This is a genomic window from Cupriavidus sp. H39, from assembly GCF_050271075.1.
GTDB lineage: Bacteria > Pseudomonadota > Gammaproteobacteria > Burkholderiales > Burkholderiaceae > Cupriavidus > Cupriavidus necator_B.
Genome location: NZ_CP189848.1, coordinates 3,573,361 through 3,600,258 on the forward strand (window position 1 = coordinate 3,573,361; position 26,898 = coordinate 3,600,258).

The window sequence follows — 26,898 nt, forward strand, 5'->3', positions numbered from 1 at the left end:
GTGACTCCTTAGTTGCCGAGCGTCACAGTGATGTGACAGGTTTGTTTCTCGATGCGGTTGCCGCGGCCCTTTGCCCGTGCCGTGAAGCGCTTGAGCGAGGTTGCCTTGTCGACGTAGATGGACTTGACCTTCAGTTCGTCGATGTCGGCGCCTTCGTTGTGCTCGGCGTTGGCGATGGCCGATTCGACCACCTTCTTCACGATCCCGGCAGCCTTTTTCGGGCTGAACGTCAGGACATTGAGCGCACGCTCGATCGGCAGACCGCGGATCTGGTCAGCGACCAGGCGCGTCTTCTGGGCGGAGATGCGGGCACCGCGATGAATCGCTTTCACTTCCATGATGGCACCTTACCTCTTCGCTTTCTTGTCAGCCGCGTGGCCCTTGAACGTGCGGGTAATCGCAAATTCGCCGAGCTTGTGGCCGACCATGTTTTCCGTAACGTACACCGGCACGTGTTGACGGCCGTTGTGAACGGCGATCGTCAGGCCGATGAACTCCGGCAGAATGGTCGAGCGGCGCGACCACGTCTTGATGGGCTTCTTGTCCTTGCCGCTCGTAGCAACTTCCACCTTCTTCAGCAGGTGGGCGTCGCAGAACGGACCCTTTTTAGCGGAACGAGTCATATCTTTAGCTCCTACCTACCGATTAACGCTTGTGGCGCTTCTGGACGATCATGCTGTCCGTGCGCTTGTTGCTGCGGGTACGGTAACCCTTGGTCGGGGTACCCCACGGCGAAACCGGATCGCGACCAGCGGCGGTCTTGCCTTCACCACCACCGTGCGGGTGGTCGACCGGGTTCATCACGACACCACGGACCGTCGGGCGGATACCGCGCCAGCGGGTCGCACCGGCCTTGCCGATGACGCGCAGGCTGTGCTCTTCGTTGCCGACTTCACCAACGGTGGCGCGGCACTCGATGTGCACGCGGCGCACTTCGCCGGAGCGCAGGCGAACCTGGGCGTACAGGCCTTCGCGGGCCAGCAGCACGGCGGAACCGCCTGCAGCACGCGCGATCTGGGCACCCTTGCCCGGCAGCATTTCCACGTTGTTGATCGTGGTACCGACCGGAATGTTGCGGATCGGCAGGTTGTTACCGGCCTTGATCGGCGCTTCCGAGCCGTTCAGCAGCTGCTGGCCGGCAACCATGCCCTTGGTGGCGATGATGTAGCGGCGCTCGCCGTCGGCGAACACGACCAGCGCGATGTTGGCGCTGCGGTTCGGGTCGTATTCCAGGCGCTCGACCTTGGCGGGGATGCCGTCCTTGTCGTTGCGCTTGAAGTCGACCACGCGGTAGTGGTGCTTATGACCACCGCCCTTGTGGCGGGTGGTGATATGACCATTGTTGTTACGGCCCGACTTCTGGAATTGCTTTTCCAGCAGCGGCGCGTACGGGGTGCCCTTGTGAAGGTCCTTGTTGACCACCTTCACCATCGAGCGACGACCCGGGGAAGTCGGCTTGGTCTTGACGAGTGCCATGATTACTTGGCCTCCGCTTCAAAATTGATTTCCTGACCCGGCTTCAGCGACACGTAAGCTTTCTTCACGTGGTTGCGACGGCCCATGAAACGGCCGAAGCGCTTCTGCTTGCCCTTCTGGTTCAGGATCTGAACGGACTGCACCTCGACCTTGAACAGCAGTTCGACGGCGGCCTTCACTTCTGCCTTGTTGGCATCGCGGGCCACTTCGAACACGACTTGTTCATTCTTGTCGGCGACCAGGGTTGCCTTTTCGGAAACCACCGGCGCGAGCAGCACCTGCATCAAACGATGATCGTTCTTGGCTACTTGCGTCATTTCAGCAACTCCTCGATCTGCGCGACGGCCGCCTTGGTCACCAGCACCTTCTTGTAGTGCACGAGCGACAGCGGGTCAGCCTGGCGCGGCTCGACAACTGCCACGTGCGGCAGGTTGCGCGAAGCCAGGTAGAGGTTTTCGTCGAGGCTGTCGGTGATGATCAGCACCGAGTCCAGGCCCATGGCCTTGAACTTGTCGGCCAAGAGCTTGGTCTTGGGCGCGTCGACGGTGAAACCGTCCACCACATTGATACGGCCTTCACGTGCGAGCTGCGAGTAAATCGAGCGCATGCCGGCACGGAACATCTTCTTGTTGACCTTCTGGGTGAAGTTCTCTTCCGGCGAATTCGGGAAGATACGGCCGCCCCCGCGCCACAGCGGCGAGGAAGACATACCGGCACGAGCACGGCCCGTACCCTTCTGGCGCCACGGCTTCTTGGTCGTGTGCTTGACCTCTTCACGATCCTTCTGCTTGCGGTTACCGCTGCGCGCGTTGGCCTGGTAAGCGACGACGATCTGGTGAACGAGGGCTTCGTTGTAGTCACGGCCGAACACTTCGGGCGACGCGTCAACGCCGGCGCCGATCTGGCCATTGTCCTGGAGGAGCTTGAGTTCCATTACATGCGCTCCTTAAGCTTTGGCTTTGGCCTTGACGGCCGGGGTAACGATGACCTTGCCGTTCTTGGAGCCGGGAATGGCACCCTTGACCAGCAGCAGCTTGCGCTCTGCGTCGATCTTGGCGATTTCCAGGTTCTGCACGGTGCGGGTGACATCGCCCAGGTGACCGGTCATGCGCTTGCCCGGGAACACGCGGCCCGGATCCTGCGCCATACCGATCGAGCCCGGCACGTTGTGCGAGCGCGAGTTACCGTGGGTGGCACGGCCGGAGGCGAAGTGATAACGCTTGATGGTACCGGCGTAGCCCTTACCGATGGTCACGCCCTGCACGTCGATCTTCTGACCGACTTCGAACAGGTCGACCGACAGCGAACCGCCAGCTTGCAGTTCGGCAGCCTTGGCTGCATCGATACGGAATTCGCGGATGATTTCGCCGGCTTCCACGCCGGCTTTGGCGAGGTGACCCGCCAGCGGCTTGGTGACGCGGCTTGCGCGTCGTGCGCCGAAGGTGACTTGAACCGCGGTGTAACCGTCGGTCTCGTCCGTCTTGATTTGCGTCACGCGGTTGTCGCCGACCTCGACCACGGTCACGGGAATCGCTTCACCGTCGTCCGTGAAAATACGGGTCATGCCAACCTTGCGACCTACAAGGCCAAGGCTCATGGTTTGCTCCATTCCCAGCTGCGATTGGCCGGGGCTGATTGATACACGAAAACTGTGTTTGCGCTTGTGCGCGGATGGACCTGCGCTAAAGAAGATTGCGCGCGGCCAAATGGCCAGCCCACTACCCGAGGAAACGGGTAGCCTTACACTATATCGCAGCGGTTTGGAAAGGGCAATATGAATTGCGGATTGGCCTGCAATGTTGCAGGCGGGACTCCCGCAGTAGTGACGCTTGGGCTGCCTGAACTGTGGTACGAAGGCGACGAAGCGCCGCCGGAGCGGCGCCCTCTGCACACGGACAGCTCAGGCGGCGAGGCGCGAGCCCGGCCTACTTGCCTTCGCTCTGCCGCCAGCGCCCCATCAGCGTATTCGACGGCAGCGTCTCGTCCAGCAGCTTGCGCGCGGTTTCCACGCCTGCAACCGGCAACCCTGCCGGGTCCAGTTTGCCGATCTGCACCAGCACGCTGGCCTGGTCCCAATAGATATGCTCGTGGTACAGCTTGTCGCCACGGAACTTGACGATGGCGATCAGCGGGATCTCCACGCGCTTGCCCGTCGGCGGCACGCCGGGCAGCATCCAGTCGATCTCGCAGGTATGGGTGAAGCAGAACAGCAGTTCGTCAACGATCTGCGTCGCGCCGACCGTGCGCGACAGCGGGATCAGCGTGGTGTCGGGCGGGTTGCTGTGCACGAAATGATGCTGGTAGAAGCGGCGCAGTTGCGCGTAGCCGACGCCACCGGTCATGGTCGGGATATGGTTCACGTACGGCTGCGCCACCATCGTGGCCATCGTGGCATCGACATCGCGCGTGGCAAATTCATACTCGCAGTGCTTGTCCCACAGCGCCGAGAAGTCATAGTGCGGGCCGATCTCGCGGCGCAGCGCGGCGATCGAGCGCTGGTGCGCCATCAGCGCCGAAGGCTTGTCGAAGTGTTCGCCGCCGGCACGGGCAAAAGCATGGTCGACGCCCGAATAGACGTACACCTCGATATGGTCCCGGCCGGCGAGCGCGTCGCGGATCGCCGCTTGGGCCCGAGGCGGACAGAAGCCGTCCTTCTCCGCGATATGCAGGACCAGGCGGCCACGCACGTTGGCAGCCTCCCCCAGCGCATGCTCGATACCCACACCGTAGTACGCCACCGCGCAGGCCACGTCGGGCAGCCGGCAGGCTGCCAGGTAGGCGAGCTTGCCGCCGAGGCAGAAGCCCAGCACGCCGGTCTGGCCGACGCATTCCGGCCGCGCCCGCAAAGTCGCCAGCGCGGCGCCCACGTCCCGTACGCCACTGGCTTCGTCGAACTGCTGATACAGGCCCAGCGCGCGCTGGAAATCCTCTCCGCGGTCGGTCAGTTCGATCCCCGGCGCGATACGCCAGAACAGGTCGGGCACCAGCACGGTATAGCCTTCCTCGGCGTAGTAGTCGGCCACCTCGCGCATGGTGGCATTGACGCCGAAGATCTCCTGGCACAGCACGATGCCTGGGCCCTTGCCCGCCGCCGGGGCGGCGAGATAGCCGCTGAAACTGCCTTCAGGGGTCTGGATCTGAATGGTCTGGCCCATGGCCCGCGCTCCTTGTCGTTCTCTGTTTGCCGACAGCTGGTGTCGGATCGCGCTGCCGTGCCGGATCCCCATGATGAGGGCTTCGCACGTCAGCAAACTGGCCGCCGGATGCTGCGGCTATGCGATTAGTGCAGCAAAGTCCGGCTTCGGTCAACGTGCCGGCGGGCGTGGCGCGGCATTCCGCTAAAGCGGTTGGGTCGGCCAGGCTGCACGCATAGCGTCCCCGCCCGCTGCCGTGGTCGGCAGCCAGGGCGGCGGCCACGACAGGGAAGCGGGACGGTGCAAACCTCGGCACGCAAACCCTCGAAACAAAAACGGCGAACCGAAGTTCGCCGTCTTGCTGCAGCAGGCCGCGGAGGCGGCCCGAAGCATGATTACACCTTGATCTCGACGTCCACGCCTGCCGGCAGGTCGAGCTTCATCAGCGCGTCAACGGTCTTGTCGGTCGGGTCGACGATGTCCATCAGGCGCTGGTGCGTGCGGATCTCGAACTGATCGCGGCTGGTCTTGTTGACGTGCGGCGAACGCAGGATGTCGAAGCGCTGGATGCGGGTCGGCAGGGGCACCGGGCCCTTGACGATCGCGCCGGTACGCTTGGCGGTATCCACGATTTCGGCTGCCGACTGGTCGATCAGGCGATAGTCGAAAGCCTTCAGGCGGATACGGATCTTCTGGTTCTGCATGATATTTCCTTAAAAGAGCGATTGGGCAACGTGCCCGTTGAATGGGGACATGCCCGCGGGCATGTCCCAGGAAGTGCTTAGTCGAGGATCTTTGCCACGACGCCGGCGCCGACGGTACGGCCGCCTTCACGGATAGCGAAGCGCAGGCCTTCTTCCATGGCGATCGGGGCGATCAGCTTGACGGTGATCGACACGTTGTCACCCGGCATCACCATTTCCTTGTCCGCCGGCAGCTCGATCGAGCCGGTCACGTCGGTGGTACGGAAGTAGAACTGCGGGCGGTAGTTGTTGAAGAACGGGGTGTGACGGCCGCCTTCGTCCTTCGACAGGATGTACACCTCGCCGGTGAAGTGGGTGTGCGGCTTGATCGAACCCGGCTTGCACAGCACCTGGCCGCGCTCGACGTCTTCACGCTTGGTGCCGCGCAGCAGCAGACCGACGTTGTCGCCAGCCTGGCCCTGGTCCAGCAGCTTGCGGAACATTTCCACGCCGGTGCAGGTGGTCTTGACCGTCGGCTTGATACCGACGATTTCGATTTCTTCGCCGACCTTGACCACGCCGCGCTCGATACGGCCGGTCACCACGGTGCCGCGACCCGAGATCGAGAACACGTCTTCCACCGGCATCAGGAAGGTACCGTCAACGGCACGCTCCGGCGTCGGGATGTAGGTGTCCAGCGCCTCGGCCAGGTTCATGATGGCCACTTCGCCCAGCTCGCCCTTGTCGCCTTCCAGCGCCAGCTTGGCCGAACCCTTGATGATCGGGGTGTCGTCGCCGGGGAACTCGTACTTGCTCAGCAGCTCGCGAACCTCCATCTCGACCAGCTCGAGCAGTTCGGCGTCGTCCACCATGTCGCACTTGTTCAGGAACACGATGATGTACGGCACGCCAACCTGGCGGGCCAGCAGGATGTGCTCACGCGTTTGCGGCATCGGGCCGTCAGCGGCCGAGCACACCAGGATCGCGCCGTCCATCTGGGCGGCGCCCGTGATCATGTTCTTCACATAGTCAGCGTGGCCCGGGCAGTCAACGTGCGCGTAGTGGCGGTTGGCCGTCTCGTATTCGACGTGGGCGGTATTGATGGTAATACCGCGAGCCTTTTCTTCCGGCGCTGCGTCGATTTCGTCGTACTTCTTGGCGGCACCGCCGAACTTGGCAGCCAGCACCGTGGCGATCGCTGCGGTCAGCGTGGTCTTGCCATGGTCAACGTGACCAATCGTACCAACGTTCACGTGCGGCTTAGTCCGCTCGAACTTTTCCTTTGCCATTTTTTTCAGCTCCTAATGGAATGCAGTCTTGTCGATTCATCACGCCGCCGCACCCTGGTGGGACGCGGCGGCATACAGCTTATTTACTTGCCCTTGGCGGTCATCACGGCTTCGGCGATGTTCTTCGGTGCCTCGGCGTAGTGCTTGAATTCCATGGTGTACGTGGCGCGGCCTTGCGTGGCCGAGCGCAGCGACGTGGAATAACCGAACATTTCCGACAGCGGGACTTCGGCCTTGATGATCTTGCCGCCGCCCACCATGTCGTCCATGCCCTGCACGATGCCGCGACGCGACGACAGATCGCCCATCACGGTACCCGTGTAGTCTTCCGGCGTTTCCACTTCCACGGCCATCATCGGCTCGAGCAGAACCGGGCTGGCCTTGCGCATGGCTTCCTTGAAAGCCATCGAGCCGGCCATGCGGAACGCGTTTTCGTTCGAGTCCACGTCGTGGTACGAACCGAACGTCAGCGTGACCTTCACGTCAACCACCGGGAAGCCAGCCAGGATACCGTTCGGCAGCGTGTCGACGATACCCTTTTCGACCGCCGGGATGTACTCGCGAGGAATCACACCGCCCTTGATGGCGTCGATGAACTCGAAGCCCTTGCCCGGCTCTTGCGGTTCCAGCGTGATCACGGCGTGACCATACTGGCCGCGGCCGCCCGACTGCTTGACGAACTTGCCCTCGACGCCTTCGGCCGTCTTGCGAATGGTTTCGCGGTAGGCCACCTGCGGCGCGCCGATGTTGGCTTCCACGCCGAATTCGCGCTTCATGCGGTCGACCAGAATTTCGAGGTGGAGCTCGCCCATGCCCGAAATGATGGTCTGGCCCGATTCTTCATCGGTACGCACGCGGAACGACGGATCTTCAGCGGCCAGGCGGTTCAGGGCGATGCCCATCTTTTCCTGGTCAGCCTTGGTCTTCGGCTCGACGGCCTGCGAGATCACCGGCTCCGGGAACACCATGCGCTCGAGCACGATCGGTGCAGCCGGATCGCACAGCGTGTCGCCCGTGGTGGCGTCCTTCAGGCCCACCGCAGCGGCGATGTCACCGGCCAGCACTTCCTTGATTTCTTCGCGCTGGTTGGCGTGCATCTGCAGAATACGGCCGAGGCGTTCCTTCTTGCTCTTGACCGGGTTGTACACGGTGTCGCCCGAATTGATCTTGCCCGAGTAGACGCGGAAGAAGATCAGTTGGCCAACGAACGGGTCGGTCATGATCTTGAACGCCAGTGCCGAGAACTTTTCGTTGTCGTCAGCCTTGCGCTCGAGCTTCTTCTCGCTGTCGTCCTCGTCCGTGCCCGTAACCGGCGGAATGTCGACCGGCGACGGCAGGAAGTCGATCACGGCGTCGAGCATGCGCTGCACGCCCTTGTTCTTGAACGCGGTGCCGCACAGCATCGGCTGGATTTCGCAGGCGATGGTACGGTCACGCAGCGCCTTGACGATCTCGGCGCGGGTCAGCTCTTCGCCGCCCAGGTACTTTTCCATCAGCTCTTCGCTGGCTTCGGCGGCGGACTCGACCATCTTCTCGCGCCATTCTTCAGCAGTGGCTTGCAGCTCGGCCGGGATGTCCTGGTATTCGAACTTCACGCCCTGGCTGGCTTCGTCCCAGATGATCGCCTTCATTTCCAGCAGATCGACGACGCCCTGGAAGCCGTCTTCAGCGCCGATCGGCACCACGACGGGCACCGGGTTGGCCTTCAGGCGGGTCTTCAGCTGGTCGTAGACCTTGAAGAAGTTGGCGCCGGTACGGTCCATCTTGTTGACGAACGCCAGACGCGGCACGCGGTACTTGTTGGCCTGGCGCCAGACGGTTTCCGACTGGGGCTGCACGCCACCCACAGCGCAGTAGACCATGCATGCGCCGTCCAGCACGCGCATGGAACGCTCCACCTCGATGGTGAAGTCCACGTGGCCCGGGGTGTCGATGATGTTGAAGCGGTGCTCGGGGTAATTCCCCGCCATGCCCTTCCAGAAGGCGGTGGTAGCAGCGGAGGTAATCGTGATGCCACGCTCCTGCTCCTGCTCCATCCAATCCATGGTGGCCGCGCCGTCATGCACTTCACCGATCTTATGGTTCACACCGGTGTAGAACAGGATGCGCTCGGTCGTGGTGGTTTTACCCGCGTCAATGTGAGCCGAGATACCGATATTGCGGTAGCGCTCAATGGGAGTCTTACGAGCCACTTTAATCCTCTATTCGTCCGTGAGGCGCCGGCATCTCATGCCGCGCGCCCTTAACACAAACGGGCGAGATGTGTAAAAACACAGCCCGCCCGGCAACCAACAGTGTTTTCGCGCGCTTTAGAAGCGGAAGTGCGAGAACGCCTTGTTGGCTTCGGCCATGCGGTGCACTTCATCGCGCTTCTTCATCGCGCCGCCACGGCCTTCCGATGCTTCCAGCAGCTCACCTGCCAGGCGCAGCGCCATCGACTTCTCGCTGCGTTTCTTCGCGGCCTCACGCAGCCAGCGCATCGCCAATGCCAAACGACGCGACGGACGGACTTCGACCGGAACCTGATAGTTGGCGCCGCCCACGCGACGGCTCTTCACTTCCACCACCGGCTTCACGTTGTTGATCGCAACGGAGAACACTTCGATGGGGGCCTTGCCTGCCTTCTTTTCGATCTGGTCGAACGCGCCGTACACGATGCGTTCGGCAACCGACTTCTTGCCGTCCAGCATCAGCACGTTCATGAACTTGGCAACTTCAACGTTACCGAACTTCGGATCAGGCAGAACATCCCGCTTGGGGACTTCACGACGACGTGGCATCTTCTTTCCTTTAGATTCAGTTGAGAGCGCGGTCAGTTGTTCCCGCTCTCCGGCCACCAACTAGCTTGCATGCGATAGACAGCAAATTCGCCGGGTGACCACTTACTCGACGGCACGGTTGCCAAAAAGGCGCTCCGTTGTACCGCCGCCTGGTGACAGCACCATGACTTGCGCCACAGGCTATCGTTTGTTGCTTCGGGTCTTTCGGACCCAGGCTGCCGTAGCTTAGGCTGCCTTCGGACGCTTCGCGCCGTACTTCGAACGGGCCTGCTTGCGGTCCTTCACGCCTTGCAGATCCAGCGAGCCACGGACGATGTGGTAACGCACACCCGGCAGATCCTTCACACGGCCGCCGCGAATCAGCACGACCGAGTGTTCCTGCAGGTTGTGGCCTTCACCGCCGATGTACGAAATGACTTCGAAACCGTTGGTCAGGCGCACCTTGGCGACCTTACGCAGTGCCGAGTTCGGCTTCTTCGGCGTCGTGGTGTACACACGGGTGCACACGCCACGGCGCTGGGGGCAGTTCTCAAGCGCCGGGCTCTTGCTCTTGACGACTTCCGAGACACGCGGCTTGCGAACCAGTTGGTTGATAGTTGGCATTGTTCAATCCAGCTTGGTTTTACGAAAAACGCCCCTCGCGCCGGCATGCGCCAGGCTGGAGAGGCAACTACGGGTTTTGGACGGGAGAGGTGAGCGGGCGCTCTGGAGACGGGACTGTGCGGTAACAGCATGCCAAAGAGCGCGAGCCGGCACCCGGATCCCGCGTCTGCCGCCAGCCGTCCATGGAAACCCAGTCCGGTAGGCTTGCCGGGAGCGACCTGAAGGCCACTTATCCGACGGGCGAGCGAAATCCAAAGCCAAAAACTCGAATCTGGCATCCTAGCAGCGGAATCGTATACCGTCAAGCCGTATACCTGACCTGCGATGGGGAGCGCCCGCCACCCGGATCAGACTGCCCGCAGCGCTGCCAGGATGGACTGCCCGTAGCGCTCCAGCTTGGACGCGCCAATGCCGGGAATGCCCTGCATCGCGGACAAGGTATCCGGCGCGGTCCGGGCCAGCTCGGCCAGGGTGGCGTCATGGAAAATGACATAGGCCGGCACCCCGTGCTCGCGCGCGGCCTCGGTGCGCCAGCGCCGCAGCGCCTCCCAGTTGGCCAGCGTGTCGGCGTCCATGTCGGCGGTATGGTCAGGGCGCGTGCCACGTGCGGCGCGCTCGCCCGACTTGCCGGGCCTGGCGGCCTGGCGGCGCAGGATGATCTGGCGTTCGCCCTTGAGCACCGCGCGAGCGTCCTCGCCCAGCAGCAGCGCGCCATGGCCGCCATGGTCGATGGTCAGCAAGCCCTGCGCGATCAGCTGGCGGAACACCGTGTGCCACTCATGCACTGAGCGGTCCTTGCCGATGCCGAAGGTCGACACCTTGTCATGGCCCCATTGCTTGATCTTCTCCGAGGCATTGCCGCGCAGCACGTCGACGAGATGGGTGGCGCCAAAATGCACGCGGCTGGCCTGCGCGGTACGGTAGACGCAGGACAGCGCCATCTGCGCCTCGCGCGTGCCGTCCCAGGTGGCTGGCGGCTCGAGGCAGGTGTCGCAGTTGCCGCACGGTTCGCTGGCTTCGTTGAAATACGCCAGGATGCGCACGCGCCGGCAGCCCGCGGTCTCGCACAGTCCGAGCAGCGCATCGAGCTTGGCCGAAGACACGCGCTTGAAGGCCTCGTCCGCCTCGGACTCGTCGATCATGCGCTTCTGCTGCACCACATCGCCCAGGCCGTAGGCCATCCAGGCATTGGCGGGCAATCCGTCGCGGCCGGCGCGGCCGGTTTCCTGGTAATAGCCCTCCATGCTCTTGGGCAGGTCCAGGTGGGCGACAAAGCGCACGTCGGGCTTGTCGATGCCCATGCCGAAGGCGATCGTCGCCACCATCACCAGCCCTTCCTCCTCGCGGAAGCGCGCCTGGTGGTGCTGCCGCACCTGGGCGTCCATGCCGGCATGGTAGGCGAGCGCGTTGATGCCCTGCCCGCTCAGCCATTGCGCGGTGTCCTCGACCTTCTTGCGCGACAGGCAATAGACGATGCCGCTGTCATGGGTGCCGTCGGCCGCGGTGTGCTCGGCCTTGATAAAGGCCAGCAGCTGCTGGCGCGCATTGTCTTTCTCGACGATGCGGTAGCGGATGTTGGGCCGGTCGAAGCTGGAAATGAAGATGCGCGCATCATGCAGCGCCAGCCGCTCGACGATCTCTTCGCGCGTCAGCGCGTCGGCGGTGGCGGTCAGCGCGATGCGGGGCACATACGGGAAGCGCTCGTGCAGCACCGACAGCTGGATGTATTCCGGCCGGAAGTCGTGGCCCCATTGCGACACGCAGTGGGCCTCGTCGATGGCGAACAGGCCGACACGGGTGCGCTCGAGCAAGTCGAGGAAGCGCGGCGTCATCAGCCGCTCCGGCGCCACGTAGAGGATCTCGATGCGCCCGGCCAGCAGGTCGCGCTCGACCGCGGAGGCCTCGGCGCCGGTCAGCGTCGAATTGAGCACCGCGGCACGCACGCCGGCTTCAGTCAGTGCCGCGACCTGGTCCTGCATCAGCGCGATCAGCGGCGACACCACGATGCCGACGCCATCGCCGGCGCGCTGGCGCAGCAGCGCCGGGATCTGGTAGCACAGCGACTTGCCGCCGCCGGTCGGCATCAGCACCAGGCAGTCGCCGCCCGTCGCAACGTGGTCGATGATCTCGGCCTGGCGCCCGCGGAAGGCGTGGTAGCCGAAGACATCCTTGAGGATCGCCAGTGCTTGCGACATGGACAACGGAATTGCTGGAGCCGGAAAAGCCGTAACCTTACCACTAAGGGGGCCCGCCACTGCGCCTGCCCGGCAAACTCTGCGAGGTTTCTCACGAATAGTGCCGGAGAGCCGCGGCGTGCATGGACGAAAAAAAAGCCCGGCTGGATCAGCCGGGCTTTGGTCCGCCTTGCGGCGGTAACTACTGCAGCGAGATCAGGCGTTGTCGCCTTCACCCTCGGTCGCCTGCACCACCGGCGGCTCGATGAAGAGCGACTGCTCTTCTTCGGCGATCGCCTGGGCGCGTTCGCGCTCGGAGGCCTCGCGCGCCTTGCGGGCACGGTGGTAGGCCAGGCCGGTACCGGCCGGGATCAGACGGCCAACGATCACGTTTTCCTTCAGACCACGCAGGTCGTCGGTCTTGCCCATGATCGCGGCTTCGGTCAGCACGCGCGTGGTTTCCTGGAACGATGCCGCCGAGATGAAGCTGTCGGTCGACAGCGACGCCTTGGTAATACCCAGCAGCAGGTTCTCGTAGGTGGCCGGACGCTTGCCTTCGGCGATCACGCGGTCGTTCTCGTCGAGCAGTTCCGAGCGCTCCACCTGTTCACCCGGGATGAACTTGGTGTCGCCCACGTCGGCGATCTGGACGCGGCGCAGCATCTGGCGAACGATCACCTCGATGTGCTTGTCGTTGATCTTCACGCCCTGCAGACGGTACACGTCCTGGACTTCGTCGACGATGTAGTGCGCCAGCTCTTCGATGCCCTTCAGGCGCAGGATGTCGTGCGGGTCCGCCGGACCTTCCACGATCATTTCGCCCTTGTTCACCACCTGGCCGTCGTGCACCAGCACCTGCTTTTCCTTCGCGATCAGGAACTCGTGGGCATTGCCGTCCAGGTCGGTGATGACCAGGCGCTGCTTGCCCTTGGTGTCCTTGCCGAACGAGGTCGTGCCGGTGACTTCCGCCAGCACGGCGGCGTCCTTCGGCGAACGCGCTTCGAACAGCTCGGCCACACGCGGCAGACCACCGGTAATGTCGCGGGTCTTCTGCGATTCGGTCGGGATACGCGCGAGCACTTCACCCACGTGCACCTGCTGGCCGTCCTTCACGGTAATCAGCGCGCCGACCTGGAAGCCGATGGTCACGGAGTGGTCCGTGCCCGGGATCTTCACTTCCTGGCCGTTGGCGTCGAGCAGCTTCACCTGCGGGCGGATGCCCTTGGTGGCAGCCGTGCGGCGCTTGGCGTCGATCACCACCAGGGTCGACAGGCCCGTCACTTCGTCCATCTGCTTGGCGACGGTCACGCCTTCTTCGACGTTCTCGAACTTGATCGTGCCCGAGTACTCCGAAACGATCGGGCGCGTCAGCGCGTCCCAGGTCGCCAGTTGCGTGCCGGCCTTGATCGCCTGGCCGTCCTGCACCAGCAGCGTGGCGCCGTACGGGATCTTGTGGCGCTCGCGCTCGCGGCCGTGGTCGTCGGTGATCAGTGCCTCGCCCGAACGCGAGATCACGATCAGCTCGCCCTTGGCGTTGGTCACGTAGCGCATGGTCGCGGTGAAGCGGACCGTACCGGTCGCCTTCGCTTCCACGCTCGAGGCCACTGCCGCACGCGATGCCGCACCACCGATGTGGAAGGTACGCATGGTCAGCTGCGTGCCCGGCTCACCGATCGACTGCGCGGCGATCACACCCACCGCTTCGCCGGAGTTCACCAGCACGCCGCGGCCCAGGTCGCGGCCGTAGCACTTGGCGCACAGGCCGTAGCGCGTGTCGCAAGACAGCGGGGTGCGGACCTTGACTTCGTCCACGCCGATGTTGTCGATCAGCTCGACCAGGTCTTCGTCCAGCAGCGTGCCGGATTCGATCGCGGTTTCCTGGGTTTCCGGGTTGACCACGTCGGCCACGGTCACACGGCCGAGGATACGGTCGCGCAGGGCTTCGATCACTTCACCGCCTTCGACCAGGGCCTTCATGGCCACGCCGTTGGAGGTGCCGCAATCGTCTTCCACCACGACCAGATCCTGCGTCACGTCGACCAGACGACGCGTCAGGTAACCCGAGTTCGCCGTCTTCAGTGCCGTATCGGCCAGGCCCTTACGGGCGCCGTGGGTCGAGATGAAGTACTGCAGAACGTTCAGGCCTTCACGGAAGTTCGCCGTAATCGGCGTTTCAATGATCGAGCCATCCGGCTTGGCCATCAGGCCACGCATACCGGCCAGCTGGCGGATCTGCGCGGCGGAACCCCGTGCGCCCGAGTCGGCCATCATGTAGATGGAGTTAAACGACTCTTGCTTCACGGTCTTGCCTTCGCGGTCGACCACGTCTTCGTGCTGGAGCTGCTCCATCATCGCCTTGCCCACCTGGTCGCCGGCGGCGCCCCAGATGTCCACGACGTTGTTGTAGCGTTCCTGGTCGGTCACCAGGCCCGACATGTACTGCTTGTCGTATTCCTTCACCTTGGCCGAGGCCTCGGCGATGATCTTTTCCTTCGCCGGCGGCACCAGCATGTCGTCGATCGCGATCGAGATACCGGCGCGGGTCGCCAGGCGGAAGCCCGACTGCAGCAGCTTGTCGGCGAAGATCACGGTCTCGCGCAGGCCGCAGCGGCGGAATGCCGTGTTGATCAGGCGCGAGATTTCCTTCTTCTTCAGCGGCTTGTTCAGCACCGAGAACGGCAGGCCCTTCGGCAGGATCTCGGACAGGATCGCGCGGCCGACCGTGGTGGCCTGCAGCGTGATCTTGGGCGCGAAACGGGCGTCGCCCTCGGCGTCCTTGTCGACCAGCTCATACTCGGTGATACGCACGTTCACGCGCGAAGCCAGTTCGACTTCCTTGTTCTCGTAGGCGCGGATCACTTCGCTGATGTCGGCAAAGGTCATGCCCTCGCCGCGGCCGTTGATCTTGTCGCGGGTGGTGTAGTACAGACCCAGCACCACGTCTTGCGACGGCACGATCGATGGGTCGCCGTTGGCCGGGAACAGCACGTTGTTGGAGGCCAGCATCAGCGTGCGGGCTTCCATCTGCGCTTCCAGCGACAGCGGCACGTGGACAGCCATCTGGTCACCGTCGAAGTCGGCGTTGAACGCCGCGCAGACCAGCGGGTGCAGCTGGATGGCCTTGCCTTCGATCAGCACCGGCTCGAACGCCTGGATGCCCAGGCGGTGCAGCGTCGGCGCGCGGTTCAGCATCACCGGGTGCTCGCGGATCACCTCTTCGAGGATGTCCCACACCACCGGGGTCTGGCTTTCGACTTCCTTCTTCGCCGCCTTGATGGTGGTGGCGATGCCCATCGTTTCCAGCTTGTGGAAGATGAACGGCTTGAACAGCTCGAGCGCCATCAGCTTGGGCAGGCCGCACTGGTGCAGCTTGAGCGTCGGACCCACCACGATGACCGAACGGCCCGAGTAGTCGACGCGCTTGCCCAGCAGGTTCTGACGGAAACGGCCGCCCTTGCCCTTGATCATTTCGGCCAGGGACTTCAGCGGACGCTTGTTGGCGCCGGTCATCGCCTTGCCGCGACGGCCGTTGTCCAGCAGCGAGTCAACCGCTTCCTGCAGCATGCGCTTTTCGTTGCGCACGATGATCTCAGGCGCCTTCAGCTCCAGCAGACGCTTGAGGCGGTTGTTACGGTTGATGACGCGGCGATACAGGTCGTTCAGGTCCGAGGTCGCGAAGCGGCCGCCGTCCAGCGGCACCAGCGGACGCAGTTCGGGCGGCAGCACCGGCAGCACTTCGAGGATCATCCACTCGGGCTTGATGCCCGAACGCTGGAAGGCCTCGAGCACCTTCAGGCGCTTGGCGAACTTCTTGATCTTGGCTTCGGAACCGGTGGCCTGCAGCTCGGCGCGGATCTGTTCGATCTGCTTCTCGATGTCGATGCCGCGCAGCAGTTCACGGATGCCCTCGGCACCCATCATGGCGACGAACTCGCCCTCGCCATACTCGTCGCACTTGGCCAGGTAGTCGTCTTCGGACATGATCTGGCTCTTCTTGAGCGGGGTCATGCCGGGTTCGATCACCACGAATGCTTCGAAGTACAGCACGCGCTCGATGTCGCGCAGCGTCATGTCCAGGACCATGCCCAGGCGCGACGGCAGCGACTTCAGGAACCAGATGTGCGCGGTCGGCGCGGCCAGTTCGATATGGCCCATGCGCTCGCGGCGCACCTTGGCCAGCGTCACTTCCACGCCGCACTTCTCGCAGATCACGCCACGGTGCTTCAGGCGCTTGTACTTGCCGCACAGGCACTCGTAGTCCTTGATCGGGCCAAAGATCTTGGCGCAGAACAGGCCGTCGCGTTCAGGCTTGAACGTACGGTAGTTGATCGTTTCCGGCTTCTTGACTTCGCCGTACGACCACGAACGGATCTTCTCGGGCGAGGCCAGGCCGATCTTGATCGCGTCGAACTGCTCTTCCTGCTGAACCTGCTTAAAGAGATCGAGCAATGCTTTCATTGCAACTCCTTGTTTCGCCACGGCACCGAACCCTGTTCGATACCGCGGCATTCATTCTGTGGGAAATCCTGCGCTGGTGAGTGCCGGCCGCAGCCGGCACCCGCATCGGCTCGATCAGTAGCGATCGAGGTCGATGTCGATACCCAGCGAGCGGATTTCCTTCACCAGCACGTTGAACGATTCCGGCATGCCGGCGTCGATCGAGTGCTCGCCCTTGACGATGTTTTCGTACACCTTGGTACGGCCGTTCACGTCATCGGACTTGACCGTCAGCATTTCCTGCAGCACGTACGACGCGCCGTAGGCTTCCAGCGCCCACACTTCCATCTCACCGAAACGCTGGCCACCGAACTGGGCTTTACCACCCAGCGGCTGCTGCGTGACCAGCGAGTACGGGCCGGTGGAACGCGCGTGCATCTTGTCGTCGACCAGGTGGTGCAGCTTCAGCATGTGCATCACACCCAGCGTGACCGGACGCTCGAACGCCTCGCCGGTGCGGCCATCGAACAGCGTGACCTGCTGCTTGGAAGCGGTCAGGCCCTTCTCCTTCGCGATCTCTTCCGGATAGGCGAGGTCCAGCATGCGGCGGATTTCGTCCTCATGCGCACCGTCGAACACCGGCGTCGCGAACGGCACGCCCTTCTTCAGGTTGTCGGCCAGTTCCAGGATTTCCGCATCCGACAGGCTGTCGAGGTCTTCGACCTTGCCGCTCTCGTTGTAGATCTGCGTGAGCAGGTTGCGCACTTCGGCTGCCTTGGCTTGCGCCTTCAGCATGTTGCCGATGCGCTCGCCCAGGCCGCGCGCGGCCCAGCCCAGGTGGGTCTCGAGAATCTGGCCCACGTTCATCCGCGAAGGCACGCCCAGCGGGTTCAGCACGATGTCGGCAGGCGTACCGTCGGCCATGTAGGGCATGTCTTCGATCGGGGTGATCTTGGACACGACGCCCTTGTTGCCGTGACGGCCGGCCATCTTGTCGCCCGGCTGCAGGCGGCGCTTGACGGCCAGGTACACCTTGACCATCTTGATCACGCCCGGCGGCAGTTCGTCGCCCTGGGTCAGCTTCTTGCGCTTCTCTTCGAAGGCCAGGTCGAACTCGTGGCGCTTCTGCTCGATGGCTTCCTTGACGGCTTCCAGCTGGGCAGCCAGTTCCTCGTCGGCCGGACGGATGTCGAACCAGTGGTACTTGTCGATGTCCGCCAGGTACTCCTTGGTGATCTTGGCACCCTTGGCTAGCTTCTTCGGACCGCCGTTGACGGTCTTGTCGACCAGCAGGCGCTCCAGACGCTGGAACGCGTCGCCTTCCACGATACGCAGCTGGTCGTTCAGGTCCAGGCGGTAGCGCTTCAGTTCGTCGTCGATGATCGACTGGGCACGCTTGTCGCGCGTCACGCCTTCGCGGGTGAAGACCTGGACGTCGATCACGATGCCGCTCATGCCCGACGGCACGCGCAGCGAGGTGTCCTTCACGTCCGAAGCCTTCTCGCCGAAGATGGCGCGCAGCAGCTTCTCTTCCGGCGTCAGCTGGGTCTCGCCCTTCGGCGTGACCTTGCCCACCAGCACGTCGCCAGCTTCGACCTCGGCGCCGATGTAGGTGATGCCCGACTCGTCCAGGCGAGCCAGCTGGGCTTCGGCCAGGTTCGAGATATCGCGCGTGATTTCCTCAGGTCCCAGCTTGGTGTCGCGGGCGACGACCGACAGTTCCTCGATGTGGATCGAGGTATAGCGGTCTTCGGCCACCACACGCTCCGAGATCAGGATCGAATCCTCGAAGTTGTAGCCGTTCCACGGCATGAACGCCACCAGCATGTTCTGGCCCAAGGCCAGTTCGCCCAGGTCGGTCGAGGCGCCGTCAGCGATGACGTCGCCGCGGGCCACGTGGTCGCCCACCTTGACCATCGGACGCTGGTTGATGTTGGTGTTCTGGTTCGAGCGCGTGTACTTGATCAGGTTGTAGATGTCCACGCCGACTTCACCGGCCACGGCTTCGTCGTCGTTCACGCGGATCACGATACGCATCGCATCGACGTAGTCGACCACGCCGCCACGCATCGCCTGCACGGCCGTGCCCGAGTCGACCGCCACGGTGCGCTCGATGCCGGTACCGACCAGCGGCTTGTCCGGACGCAGGCAAGGCACGGCCTGGCGCTGCATGTTCGCGCCCATCAGTGCACGGTTCGCGTCATCGTGTTCCAGGAACGGCACCAGCGAGGCAGCGGCCGACACGATCTGCGACGGCGCCACGTCGATGTACTGCACGCGGTCCGGCGTCACCATCCGGGTTTCACGCTCGGAGCCTTCGCGGGCCGACACCAGTTCGTCGGTCAGGTTGCCCTCGGCGTCAACCGTCGCGTTGGCCTGCGCCACCACGTACTTGCCTTCCTCGATCGCGGACAGGTAATCGACCTGGTCGGTCAGCTTGCTGTCGACCACCTTGCGGTACGGCGTTTCCAGGAAGCCGTACTCGTTCAGGCGGGCGTACAGTGCCAGCGAGTTGATCAGGCCGATGTTCGGGCCTTCCGGCGTTTCGATCGGGCACACGCGGCCATAGTGGGTCGGGTGCACGTCGCGGACTTCAAAGCCGGCGCGCTCGCGCGTCAGGCCGCCCGGGCCCAGTGCAGAGACCCGGCGCTTGTGCGTGATCTCGGACAGCGGGTTGGTCTGGTCCATGAACTGCGACAGCTGCGACGAACCGAAGAACTCGCGGATCGCCGACGAGATCGGCTTCGAGTTGATCAGGTCGTGCGGCATCAGGTTCTCGGTCTCGGCCTGGCCCAGACGTTCCTTGACGGCACGCTCCACGCGCGACAGGCCGGCGCGGAACTGGTTTTCGGCCAGTTCGCCGACGCAGCGCACGCGACGGTTGCCCAGGTGGTCGATGTCATCGACCTCGCCCTTGCCGTTGCGCAGGTTGACCAGGATCTTGATGGTCTCGAGGATGTCCTCGTCCTGCAGCACCATGGCGCCTTCGCCGCTGGGGCGGCCCAGGCGGCTGTTGACCTTCATGCGGCCCACGCGCGACAGGTCGTACGACTCTTCGCTGTAGAACAGGCGCTGGAACAGCGCTTCCACGGCTTCCTCGGTCGGCGGCTCGCCCGGGCGCATCATGCGGTAGATCGCGATACGCGCAGCGGTCTGGTCGGCGGTCTCGTCCACGCGCAGGGTCTGCGACATGTACGGGCCCTGGTCCAGGTCGTTGGTGTACAGGGTCTGGATCTGCTTGACGCCGGCTTCGCGCAGGTTTTCCAGCAGCGTTTCCGTCAGCTCGTCGTTGGCGTTGGCAATCACCTCGCCGGTATCCGGGTCGATGATGTTCTTGGCCAGCACGCGGCCCAGCAGGTAGTCTTCCGGCACGCTGATCAGCTTGGTGCCAGCCGAGTCCAGGTCGCGGATGTGCTTGGCGTTGATCCGCTTGTCCTTCTCGACCACCACGCGGCCGTTCTTGTCGGCGATGTCGAAGCGCGCGACTTCACCGCGCAGGCGCTCGGGCACGAACTCCAGCTGCGCGCCTTCGGCCTGCAGCGTGAAGTTGTCGAACACGAAGAAGTGCGCAAGGATCTGTTCCGGGGTCAGGCCGATCGACTTCAGCAGGATCGTCACCGGCATCTTGCGGCGGCGGTCGACGCGGAAGTACAGGATGTCCTTCGGGTCGAACTCGAAGTCCAGCCACGAACCGCGGTAGGGGATGATACGTGCCGAGAACAGCAGCTTGCCCGAGCTGTGGGTCTTGCCCTTGTCGTGCTCGAAGAACACGCCCGGCGAGCGGTGCAGCTGCGAGACGATGACACGCTCGGTGCCGTTGATCACGAACGAACCGGTGGAAGTCATCAGCGGGATTTCGCCCATGTAGACTTCCTGCTCCTTCACTTCCTTGACCTTGCCCGGGTTCTCGCGATCGTTGATGATCAGGCGAACCTTGGCGCGCAGGGCCGAGTGGAAGGTCAGGCCACGCTGCTGACATTCCTTGACGTCGAACGGCGGGTTGGACAGGTGATACGAGACAAACTCCATACGGGCAAGCCCGTTATGCGAGGAGATCGGGAAAATTGCGTTGAAAGCGGCCTGGAGGCCTTCGGTCTTGCGACGCGCGGTCGGCGTTTCCGCTTGCAAGAACTGGGTGTAGGATTCAATCTGGGTGGCAAGCAGGAATGGAACCTGATGTACCGTCGCGCGCTTCGCAAAGCTTTTGCGAATGCGCTTCTTTTCGGTGAAGCTGTACGCCATGGGATCTCCGAATCATCGCAGGGCTGGCTGGACCTGGCCGGACCTGAGGTGTTCAGCGACTGGGAGGGGATTTGGCGGTTGGCCGCTACCAACCTCTGGCTGACGGTGTCCGCACGCTGCGGGCGGTGTGGTCGTCGCATCAAGCGCAACGCCTGTACTCGCCCGGGGGACACCCGACCAAACTTGTCTTCTGCAGTCGGTTCAGAAGACAAACATCAGCAGCAACCACTTAGTGTGCCACTGATGTTTGGCCTCTGCTGAATCGCCGGCAAATCCAGTCTTGCCGCGAAACGCAAACATCACTTTTACTACGTTATCGCTGTGCCGAGTGGTGACTAAAACACAATCGCACAAGCGCAAAAAGGCTGGCGCCGGGAATTTCCCTTTGCCAGCCCCATTCGCGTGCCGCGAGGGCACGCGAGTCCTGCATTACTTGACGTCGACCTTGGCGCCAGCGTCTTCCAGCTTCTTCTTGGCTTCGGCAGCAGCAGCCTTGTCCACGCCTTCCTTGACGGGCTTCGGTGCGCCATCGACCAGATCCTTGGCTTCCTTCAGGCCCAGACCGGTGATTTCGCGAACAGCCTTAATCACGCCGACCTTGTTGGCGCCGACTTCGGCCAGAATCACGTTGAATTCGGTCTGCTCTTCGGCAGCAGCAGCACCGGCAGCGCCCGGAGCGGCAGCCACGGCCATGGCAGCGGCCGACACGCCAAACTTCTCTTCGAACGCCTTGACCAGGTCGTTCAGTTCCATCACGGACATCGCGCCAACGGCTTCCAGGATGTCGTCTTTGGTGATTGCCATTTGAAATACTCCTACTAGATTTGATTCGGTATCGGTAATGCGATCTTTCGATGCGCGGCCTGGATTGCCTTAGGCGCCGGCGGCTTCCGCTTCCGCGGGAGCGCCTTCGGCGTTCTTGGCAGCCAGTGCAGCCAGCAGACGGGCGAAGCCCGACACCGGTGCCTGCATCACGCCCAGCAGCTGAGCAATCAGTTCGTCGCGGCTCGGGATCGAGGCCAGCGCCTTCACGGCGGCAGCGTCGAGAACCTTGCCGTCATACGACCCGGCGCGCAGGACCAGCTTGTCGTTGGTCTTGGCGAAGTCGTTCAGAACCTTGGCCGACGACACTGCATCTTCGGAAATACCGTAGATCAGCGGACCGGTCATCTGCTCTGCGAGGGCTGCAAACGGCGTACCTTCGACGGCACGGCGGGCCAGCGTGTTCTTCAGAACACGCAGGTACACGCCTTGCTGGCGAGCGGTAGCACGCAGCTTGGTCAGATCGCCAACCGCAATGCCGCGATATTCGGCGACGACGATGGTCTGGGCCTTGGCGACTTGCGCCGAGACCTCAGCAACGACGGCCTTCTTATCTTCAATATTGAGTGGCACGGTTAAGCTCCAAAATGACGCTATGCCTCCGGCAATACCGGAGCCTTCACGTCAGCACAAACGAACGGCGTCCGATTGGCCCGAATCGACCGGGCAGTGCCCGGCTTCTTCAATCCCTTCGGGTGCGCCATCTGCGCTGGCTGGCCGGAAGACGTCGCTCAGGCTTGGCAGCCATCCCGCACGTTCCGACCGATTAAGCCCTTTCCGCATTACTGCCGCGGACCAGGACACCAGCGGTCTTTGATAACCAGCAGTGTCGGCCGATGCTTGCGCACCCGGCCGGACACCACTGCCCAAAGCCTTGCTCCATCCCTTGCGGTCTGGAGACGACCCCCGCCATTGGCCAGGGCCTTCAATTCTTCTTGCAGACCGGTGTTATCGGGTCCCGGTCAGCAATTTGCCTTCAGCTCAGGCAGCCAGCGTAGCCTGGTCGACACGCACGCCAACGCCCATGGTCGACGAGACGGCGACCTTGCGCAGGTACACGCCCTTGCTGGTGGCCGGCTTGGCCTTGACCAGCGCGTCCAGCAGCGCGGCCAGGTTGCTCTTCAGCGCGGTGTCCTCGAACGAACGACGGCCGATGGTGGCGTGGATGATACCGGCCTTGTCGACACGGAACTGGACCTGACCAGCCTTGGCGTTCTTCACGGCCTGGGCCACGTCGGGGGTCACGGTGCCAACCTTCGGGTTCGGCATCAGGCCGCGCGGGCCCAGGATCTGGCCCAGCGTACCGACGATACGCATCGTGTCCGGCGAAGCGATCACGACGTCGAAGTTCAGGTTGCCGGCCTTGACTTGCTCAGCCAGGTCTTCCATGCCGACGATATCGGCACCGGCGGCCTTGGCGGCCTCGGCCTTGTCGCCCTGGGCGAACACAGCCACACGCACCGACTTGCCGGTACCGGCCGGCAGCACCACGGAACCACGCACCACCTGGTCCGACTTCTTGGCGTCGATGCCCAGTTGCACGGCCACGTCGATCGATTCGTCGAACTTCGCCGAGGCGCAGCCCTTGACCAGGCCCAGGGCCTCGTCGATCGGGTAGAACTTGGTACGCTCGATCTTCGCCTTGTTGGCGGCGACGCGCTTGGAAACCTTAGCCATTTACAGACCCTCCACGGTGATGCCCATCGAACGAGCCGAACCGGCGATGGTACGCACGGCGGCGTCCAGGTCGGCGGCGGTCAGGTCAGCGTTCTTGGCCTTGGCGATTTCTTCAGCTTGGGCGCGGGTGATCTTGCCAACCTTGTCGGTGTGGGGCTTCGGCGAACCCTTGGTGATGCCGGCTGCCTTCTTGATCAGCACGGTCGCCGGCGGCGACTTCATCACGAAGGTGAAGCTCTTGTCGGCGAAGGCGGTAATCACCACCGGCACCGGCAGACCGGGTTCCATACCCTGGGTCTGGGCGTTGAACGCCTTGCAGAACTCCATGATGTTCAGACCACGCTGACCCAGTGCGGGACCAACGGGCGGGGAGGGATTTGCCTTACCAGCCGGAATCTGCAGCTTGATAAAGCCAATGATCTTCTTGGCCATCTCTACTCCAATCCGGATCGTCCCTTGGGGATGCGATCCTGTTGAGTCGTAACGCGCTGTCGCCGCACCGGTGGCACGGCCTCACGCTCCTCTTGGCGTCGCCATCGGGGCGTCGCCGTTGCCAGTTGCCGCCCTTTCAGGCAGCCGCCGGCAAATTCCTTAAACCTTCTCGACCTGGCCGAACTCGAGCTCGACCGGCGTGGCCCGTCCGAAGATCGTGACCGAGACGCGCAGGCGCGATTTCTCGTAATTCACTTCTTCCACGTTGCCGTTGAAGTCGGTGAACGGGCCGTCCTTGACGCGCACCATTTCGCCCACTTCGAACAGCGTCTTGGGACGCGGCTTCTCGACCCCTTCCTGCATCTGGGTCATGATCTTGTCGACTTCGCGCTGCGAAATCGGGCTCGGGCGATTGCGGGCGCCGCCCACGAAACCGGTGACCTTGCTGGTGTTCTTCACCAGGTGCCAGGTTTCGTCGGTCATTTCCATTTCCACCAGCACGTAGCCGGGGAAGAAGCGGCGCTCGGTGACCGACTTGTGGCCGCCCTTGATTTCCACGACTTCTTCGGACGGCACCAGGATGCGGCCAAACTTGTCCTGCATCTCGGCGCGCTCGATGCGCTCCTGCAGCGCGCGTTGCACGCTCTTCTCCATACCGGAGTAGGCATGCACGACATACCAGCGCTTCTTCGACGAAGGCGATTCCGGCGCGGTGGTTTCCTGCTGAGCGTTATCCGTCATGTGCTACCTCTTATTTCCAGCCCAGCACGAGCGAGAACACGACCCACTCGATGAGCTTGTCAGCCGACCACAGGAACAGGGCCATGACGACGACAAAGACAAAAACCAGTCCTGTCATCTGCCCGGCTTCCTTGCGCGTCGGCCAGACGACCTTGCGAACTTCCCGATACGATTCCTTGGCGAACCCGATAAAGTCCTTGCCCGGTACCGACACCAGCGCAACCACGATACCCAGTGCAATACCACCGAACAGTGCGGCGCCACGTACATAAGACGGTTGCTGTGCCAGTGCATAGAAACCGATGACGCCCGCAACCACCAGCAGCACCGCGACGCCAAGCATCCACTTGCCGCTGCTGGCGTTCACGGTTTCAACATTGGGATTGGCCATGTTTCGCAAACGAGACTAAGCCGCGTCACGATTGCTCCTCGCGACGCGGCTGATTGAATTGGCAGGGGCAGAGGGAATCGAACCCCCAACCTTCGGTTTTGGAGACCGACGCTCTGCCAGTTGAGCTATACCCCTAAAACAACTTCGGGGTCGACGCTTGCGCCAACCCCTCTGGCAACGAATGCGGCCGGTTGGTGCCGCATTCGCTATCGAACAGCTTAGTCGAGGATCTTTGCCACGACGCCGGCGCCGACGGTACGGCCGCCTTCACGGATAGCGAAGCGCAGGCCTTCTTCCATGGCGATCGGGGCGATCAGCTTGACGGTGATCGACACGTTGTCACCCGGCATCACCATTTCCTTGTCCGCCGGCAGCTCGATCGAGCCGGTCACGTCGGTGGTACGGAAGTAGAACTGCGGGCGGTAGTTGTTGAAGAACGGGGTGTGACGGCCGCCTTCGTCCTTCGACAGGATGTACACCTCGCCGGTGAAGTGGGTGTGCGGCTTGATCGAACCCGGCTTGCACAGCACCTGGCCGCGCTCGACGTCTTCACGCTTGGTGCCGCGCAGCAGCAGACCGACGTTGTCGCCAGCCTGGCCCTGGTCCAGCAGCTTGCGGAACATTTCCACGCCGGTGCAGGTGGTCTTGACCGTCGGCTTGATACCGACGATTTCGATTTCTTCGCCGACCTTGACCACGCCACGCTCGATACGGCCGGTCACCACGGTGCCGCGACCCGAGATCGAGAACACGTCTTCCACCGGCATCAGAAAGGTACCGTCAACGGCACGCTCCGGCGTCGGGATGTAGGTGTCCAGCGCCTCGGCCAGGTTCATGATGGCCACTTCGCCCAGCTCGCCCTTGTCGCCTTCCAGCGCCAGCTTGGCCGAACCCTTGATGATCGGGGTGTCGTCGCCGGGGAACTCGTACTTGCTCAGCAGCTCGCGAACTTCCATCTCGACCAGCTCGAGCAGTTCGGCGTCGTCCACCATGTCGCACTTGTTCAGGAACACGATGATGTACGGCACGCCAACCTGGCGGGCCAGCAGGATGTGCTCACGCGTTTGCGGCATCGGGCCGTCAGCGGCCGAGCACACCAGGATCGCGCCGTCCATCTGGGCGGCACCCGTGATCATGTTCTTCACATAGTCAGCGTGGCCCGGGCAGTCAACGTGCGCGTAGTGGCGGTTGGCCGTCTCGTATTCGACGTGGGCGGTATTGATGGTAATACCGCGAGCCTTTTCTTCCGGCGCTGCGTCGATTTCGTCGTACTTCTTGGCGGCACCGCCGAACTTGGCAGCCAGCACCGTGGCGATCGCTGCGGTCAGCGTGGTCTTGCCATGGTCAACGTGACCAATCGTACCAACGTTCACGTGCGGCTTAGTCCGCTCGAACTTTTCCTTTGCCATTGCGCGACTCCTGTCTCGGTAGCGATGTTGCCAGTGCGGTGGTATTTGGTGCCCATGGGCAGGATCGAACTGCCGACCTCTCCCTTACCAAGGGAGTGCTCTACCACTGAGCCACATGGGCGAAACTAGACGTACTACTTTATGACAGCAACCGCGCGACTGGAGCGGGTGAAGGGAATCGAACCCTCGTCGTAAGCTTGGAAGGCTTCTGCTCTACCATTGAGCTACACCCGCCTGGGTCTTTCCTGCTTCTTCACCGGCGTTGCCGGCTGCTGTCTTGCATTCTGGTGGAGAGGGCTGGATTCGAACCAGCGTAGGCGTAAGCCAACAGATTTACAGTCTGCCCCCTTTAGCCACTCGGGCACCTCTCCGCAGAGAACTATCGATTATGGGCTTCCTCGCCGCTCCTGTCAAGCACTTTCCGTTGCGGATGCTGTGCTGCCAGGGATCGGGGAGGGCGTTCCGGCATTACCTCTGGCGCTGCCTGACCGCTCCCACAAGCGCAGTTTAGATTTCTGCGTTCTCACCCTATAGGGGCTCGGCAGCATGGCTCCTGGCGGCTCTGGAGCAGCCAGGCCGGGCTGGTCGGCGGCGCGCGGTATTGGCCG

General features: G+C 63.0%; 23 protein-coding genes and 4 tRNA genes. 1 reads left to right on the forward strand and 26 read right to left on the reverse strand.

Going from position 1 to position 26,898, the window contains the following annotated elements; translation table 11 throughout:
• Window positions 1–8: 8 nt before the first annotated feature.
• The 15 genes from rplV to rpoB all read right to left on the reverse strand — a co-directional run bounded on the left by rplV (window position 9) and on the right by rpoB (window position 20,818).
• The gene (gene rplV / locus ACOCMH_RS31985) at window positions 9–338 is read right to left on the reverse strand and encodes a 50S ribosomal protein L22 (RefSeq protein ID WP_003271370.1); all 330 of its coding nucleotides are present in this window, start codon (window positions 336–338) and stop codon (window positions 9–11) included.
• A 9-nt stretch (window positions 339–347) separates the two neighbouring features.
• Window positions 348–623 carry a 30S ribosomal protein S19 gene (gene rpsS / locus ACOCMH_RS31990; RefSeq protein WP_012354138.1) on the reverse strand — a complete coding sequence of 92 codons (276 nt, stop codon included), beginning with the start codon at window positions 621–623 and terminating at the stop codon, window positions 348–350.
• A gap of 22 nt (window positions 624–645) precedes the next feature.
• Window positions 646–1,476: a 50S ribosomal protein L2 gene (gene rplB, locus ACOCMH_RS31995; protein ID WP_012354139.1), complete on the reverse strand. Its 831-nt coding sequence runs from the start codon at window positions 1,474–1,476 to the stop codon at window positions 646–648.
• Between the two features lie 2 nt (window positions 1,477–1,478).
• The gene (gene rplW / locus ACOCMH_RS32000) at window positions 1,479–1,793 is read right to left on the reverse strand and encodes a 50S ribosomal protein L23 (protein WP_006576245.1); all 315 of its coding nucleotides are present in this window, start codon (window positions 1,791–1,793) and stop codon (window positions 1,479–1,481) included.
• Entirely contained in the window at window positions 1,790–2,410 is a 621-nt protein-coding gene (gene rplD / locus ACOCMH_RS32005; RefSeq protein ID WP_010812396.1) for a 50S ribosomal protein L4, read from the reverse strand. The genes rplW and rplD overlap by 4 nt, the downstream gene beginning before the upstream one ends.
• Before the next feature lie 12 nt (window positions 2,411–2,422).
• Window positions 2,423–3,073: a 50S ribosomal protein L3 gene (gene rplC, locus ACOCMH_RS32010; protein ID WP_010812397.1), complete on the reverse strand. Its 651-nt coding sequence runs from the start codon at window positions 3,071–3,073 to the stop codon at window positions 2,423–2,425.
• Window positions 3,074–3,401: 328 nt separating this feature from the next.
• Window positions 3,402–4,631 carry a dienelactone hydrolase family protein gene (locus ACOCMH_RS32015; RefSeq protein WP_427311678.1) on the reverse strand — a complete coding sequence of 410 codons (1,230 nt, stop codon included), beginning with the start codon at window positions 4,629–4,631 and terminating at the stop codon, window positions 3,402–3,404.
• Between the two features lie 374 nt (window positions 4,632–5,005).
• Window positions 5,006–5,314, reverse strand: a complete 309-nt coding sequence (gene rpsJ, locus ACOCMH_RS32020) for a 30S ribosomal protein S10 (protein WP_006160488.1) — start codon at window positions 5,312–5,314, stop codon at window positions 5,006–5,008.
• A gap of 77 nt (window positions 5,315–5,391) precedes the next feature.
• Window positions 5,392–6,582 (reverse strand): elongation factor Tu, encoded by a 1,191-nt coding sequence (gene tuf, locus ACOCMH_RS32025; protein WP_427311681.1) that lies wholly within the window; start codon window positions 6,580–6,582, stop codon window positions 5,392–5,394.
• Between the two features lie 83 nt (window positions 6,583–6,665).
• A complete protein-coding gene (gene fusA, locus ACOCMH_RS32030; protein WP_013958257.1) occupies window positions 6,666–8,774 on the reverse strand; it encodes an elongation factor G in 2,109 nt (702 codons plus the stop codon).
• Between the two features lie 117 nt (window positions 8,775–8,891).
• Complete coding sequence (gene rpsG / locus ACOCMH_RS32035; protein WP_010810459.1) at window positions 8,892–9,362, reverse strand: 30S ribosomal protein S7; 471 nt, start codon at window positions 9,360–9,362, stop codon at window positions 8,892–8,894.
• 225 nt (window positions 9,363–9,587) lie between these two features.
• Window positions 9,588–9,965, reverse strand: a complete 378-nt coding sequence (gene rpsL, locus ACOCMH_RS32040; RefSeq protein ID WP_010810460.1) for a 30S ribosomal protein S12 — start codon at window positions 9,963–9,965, stop codon at window positions 9,588–9,590.
• Between the two features lie 347 nt (window positions 9,966–10,312).
• Window positions 10,313–12,160 carry a DNA helicase RecQ gene (gene recQ, locus ACOCMH_RS32045; protein ID WP_427311684.1) on the reverse strand — a complete coding sequence of 616 codons (1,848 nt, stop codon included), beginning with the start codon at window positions 12,158–12,160 and terminating at the stop codon, window positions 10,313–10,315.
• 195 nt (window positions 12,161–12,355) lie between these two features.
• On the reverse strand, window positions 12,356–16,597 hold the full coding sequence (rpoC, locus tag ACOCMH_RS32050) for a DNA-directed RNA polymerase subunit beta' (RefSeq protein ID WP_427311686.1): 4,242 nt from the start codon (window positions 16,595–16,597) through the stop codon (window positions 12,356–12,358).
• A 114-nt stretch (window positions 16,598–16,711) separates the two neighbouring features.
• The gene (gene rpoB / locus ACOCMH_RS32055) at window positions 16,712–20,818 is read right to left on the reverse strand and encodes a DNA-directed RNA polymerase subunit beta (protein WP_427311688.1); all 4,107 of its coding nucleotides are present in this window, start codon (window positions 20,816–20,818) and stop codon (window positions 16,712–16,714) included.
• Between rpoB and ACOCMH_RS32060 the strand changes: the two genes are divergently transcribed.
• On the forward strand, window positions 20,699–21,079 hold the full coding sequence (locus ACOCMH_RS32060) for a hypothetical protein (RefSeq protein ID WP_171518290.1): 381 nt from the start codon (window positions 20,699–20,701) through the stop codon (window positions 21,077–21,079). The genes rpoB and ACOCMH_RS32060 overlap by 120 nt on opposite strands.
• Before the next feature lie 168 nt (window positions 21,080–21,247).
• Here the strand turns inward: ACOCMH_RS32060 and rplL are convergent, their stop codons facing one another.
• From rplL to ACOCMH_RS32115, 11 genes are all read right to left on the reverse strand, one after another.
• On the reverse strand, window positions 21,248–21,622 hold the full coding sequence (gene rplL, locus ACOCMH_RS32065) for a 50S ribosomal protein L7/L12 (protein ID WP_012354151.1): 375 nt from the start codon (window positions 21,620–21,622) through the stop codon (window positions 21,248–21,250).
• Between the two features lie 69 nt (window positions 21,623–21,691).
• A complete protein-coding gene (gene rplJ / locus ACOCMH_RS32070) occupies window positions 21,692–22,213 on the reverse strand; it encodes a 50S ribosomal protein L10 (protein ID WP_171518291.1) in 522 nt (173 codons plus the stop codon).
• Window positions 22,214–22,621: 408 nt separating this feature from the next.
• Window positions 22,622–23,317: a 50S ribosomal protein L1 gene (rplA, locus tag ACOCMH_RS32075; RefSeq protein WP_116338087.1), complete on the reverse strand. Its 696-nt coding sequence runs from the start codon at window positions 23,315–23,317 to the stop codon at window positions 22,622–22,624.
• A complete protein-coding gene (rplK, locus tag ACOCMH_RS32080; protein WP_010810467.1) occupies window positions 23,318–23,749 on the reverse strand; it encodes a 50S ribosomal protein L11 in 432 nt (143 codons plus the stop codon).
• A gap of 159 nt (window positions 23,750–23,908) precedes the next feature.
• Window positions 23,909–24,490, reverse strand: coding sequence for a transcription termination/antitermination protein NusG (gene nusG, locus ACOCMH_RS32085; protein ID WP_010810468.1), 582 nt, complete (start codon window positions 24,488–24,490; stop codon window positions 23,909–23,911).
• Between the two features lie 10 nt (window positions 24,491–24,500).
• A complete protein-coding gene (gene secE, locus ACOCMH_RS32090; RefSeq protein ID WP_013958264.1) occupies window positions 24,501–24,881 on the reverse strand; it encodes a preprotein translocase subunit SecE in 381 nt (126 codons plus the stop codon).
• Between the two features lie 59 nt (window positions 24,882–24,940).
• Window positions 24,941–25,016 (reverse strand) — tRNA-Trp (locus ACOCMH_RS32095).
• A gap of 83 nt (window positions 25,017–25,099) precedes the next feature.
• Window positions 25,100–26,290 (reverse strand): elongation factor Tu, encoded by a 1,191-nt coding sequence (gene tuf, locus ACOCMH_RS32100; protein WP_427311681.1) that lies wholly within the window; start codon window positions 26,288–26,290, stop codon window positions 25,100–25,102.
• A 46-nt stretch (window positions 26,291–26,336) separates the two neighbouring features.
• A tRNA-Thr gene (locus tag ACOCMH_RS32105) sits at window positions 26,337–26,411 on the reverse strand.
• 39 nt (window positions 26,412–26,450) lie between these two features.
• A tRNA-Gly gene (locus ACOCMH_RS32110) sits at window positions 26,451–26,524 on the reverse strand.
• 51 nt (window positions 26,525–26,575) lie between these two features.
• A tRNA-Tyr gene (locus ACOCMH_RS32115) sits at window positions 26,576–26,661 on the reverse strand.
• Window positions 26,662–26,898: the final 237 nt, after the last annotated feature.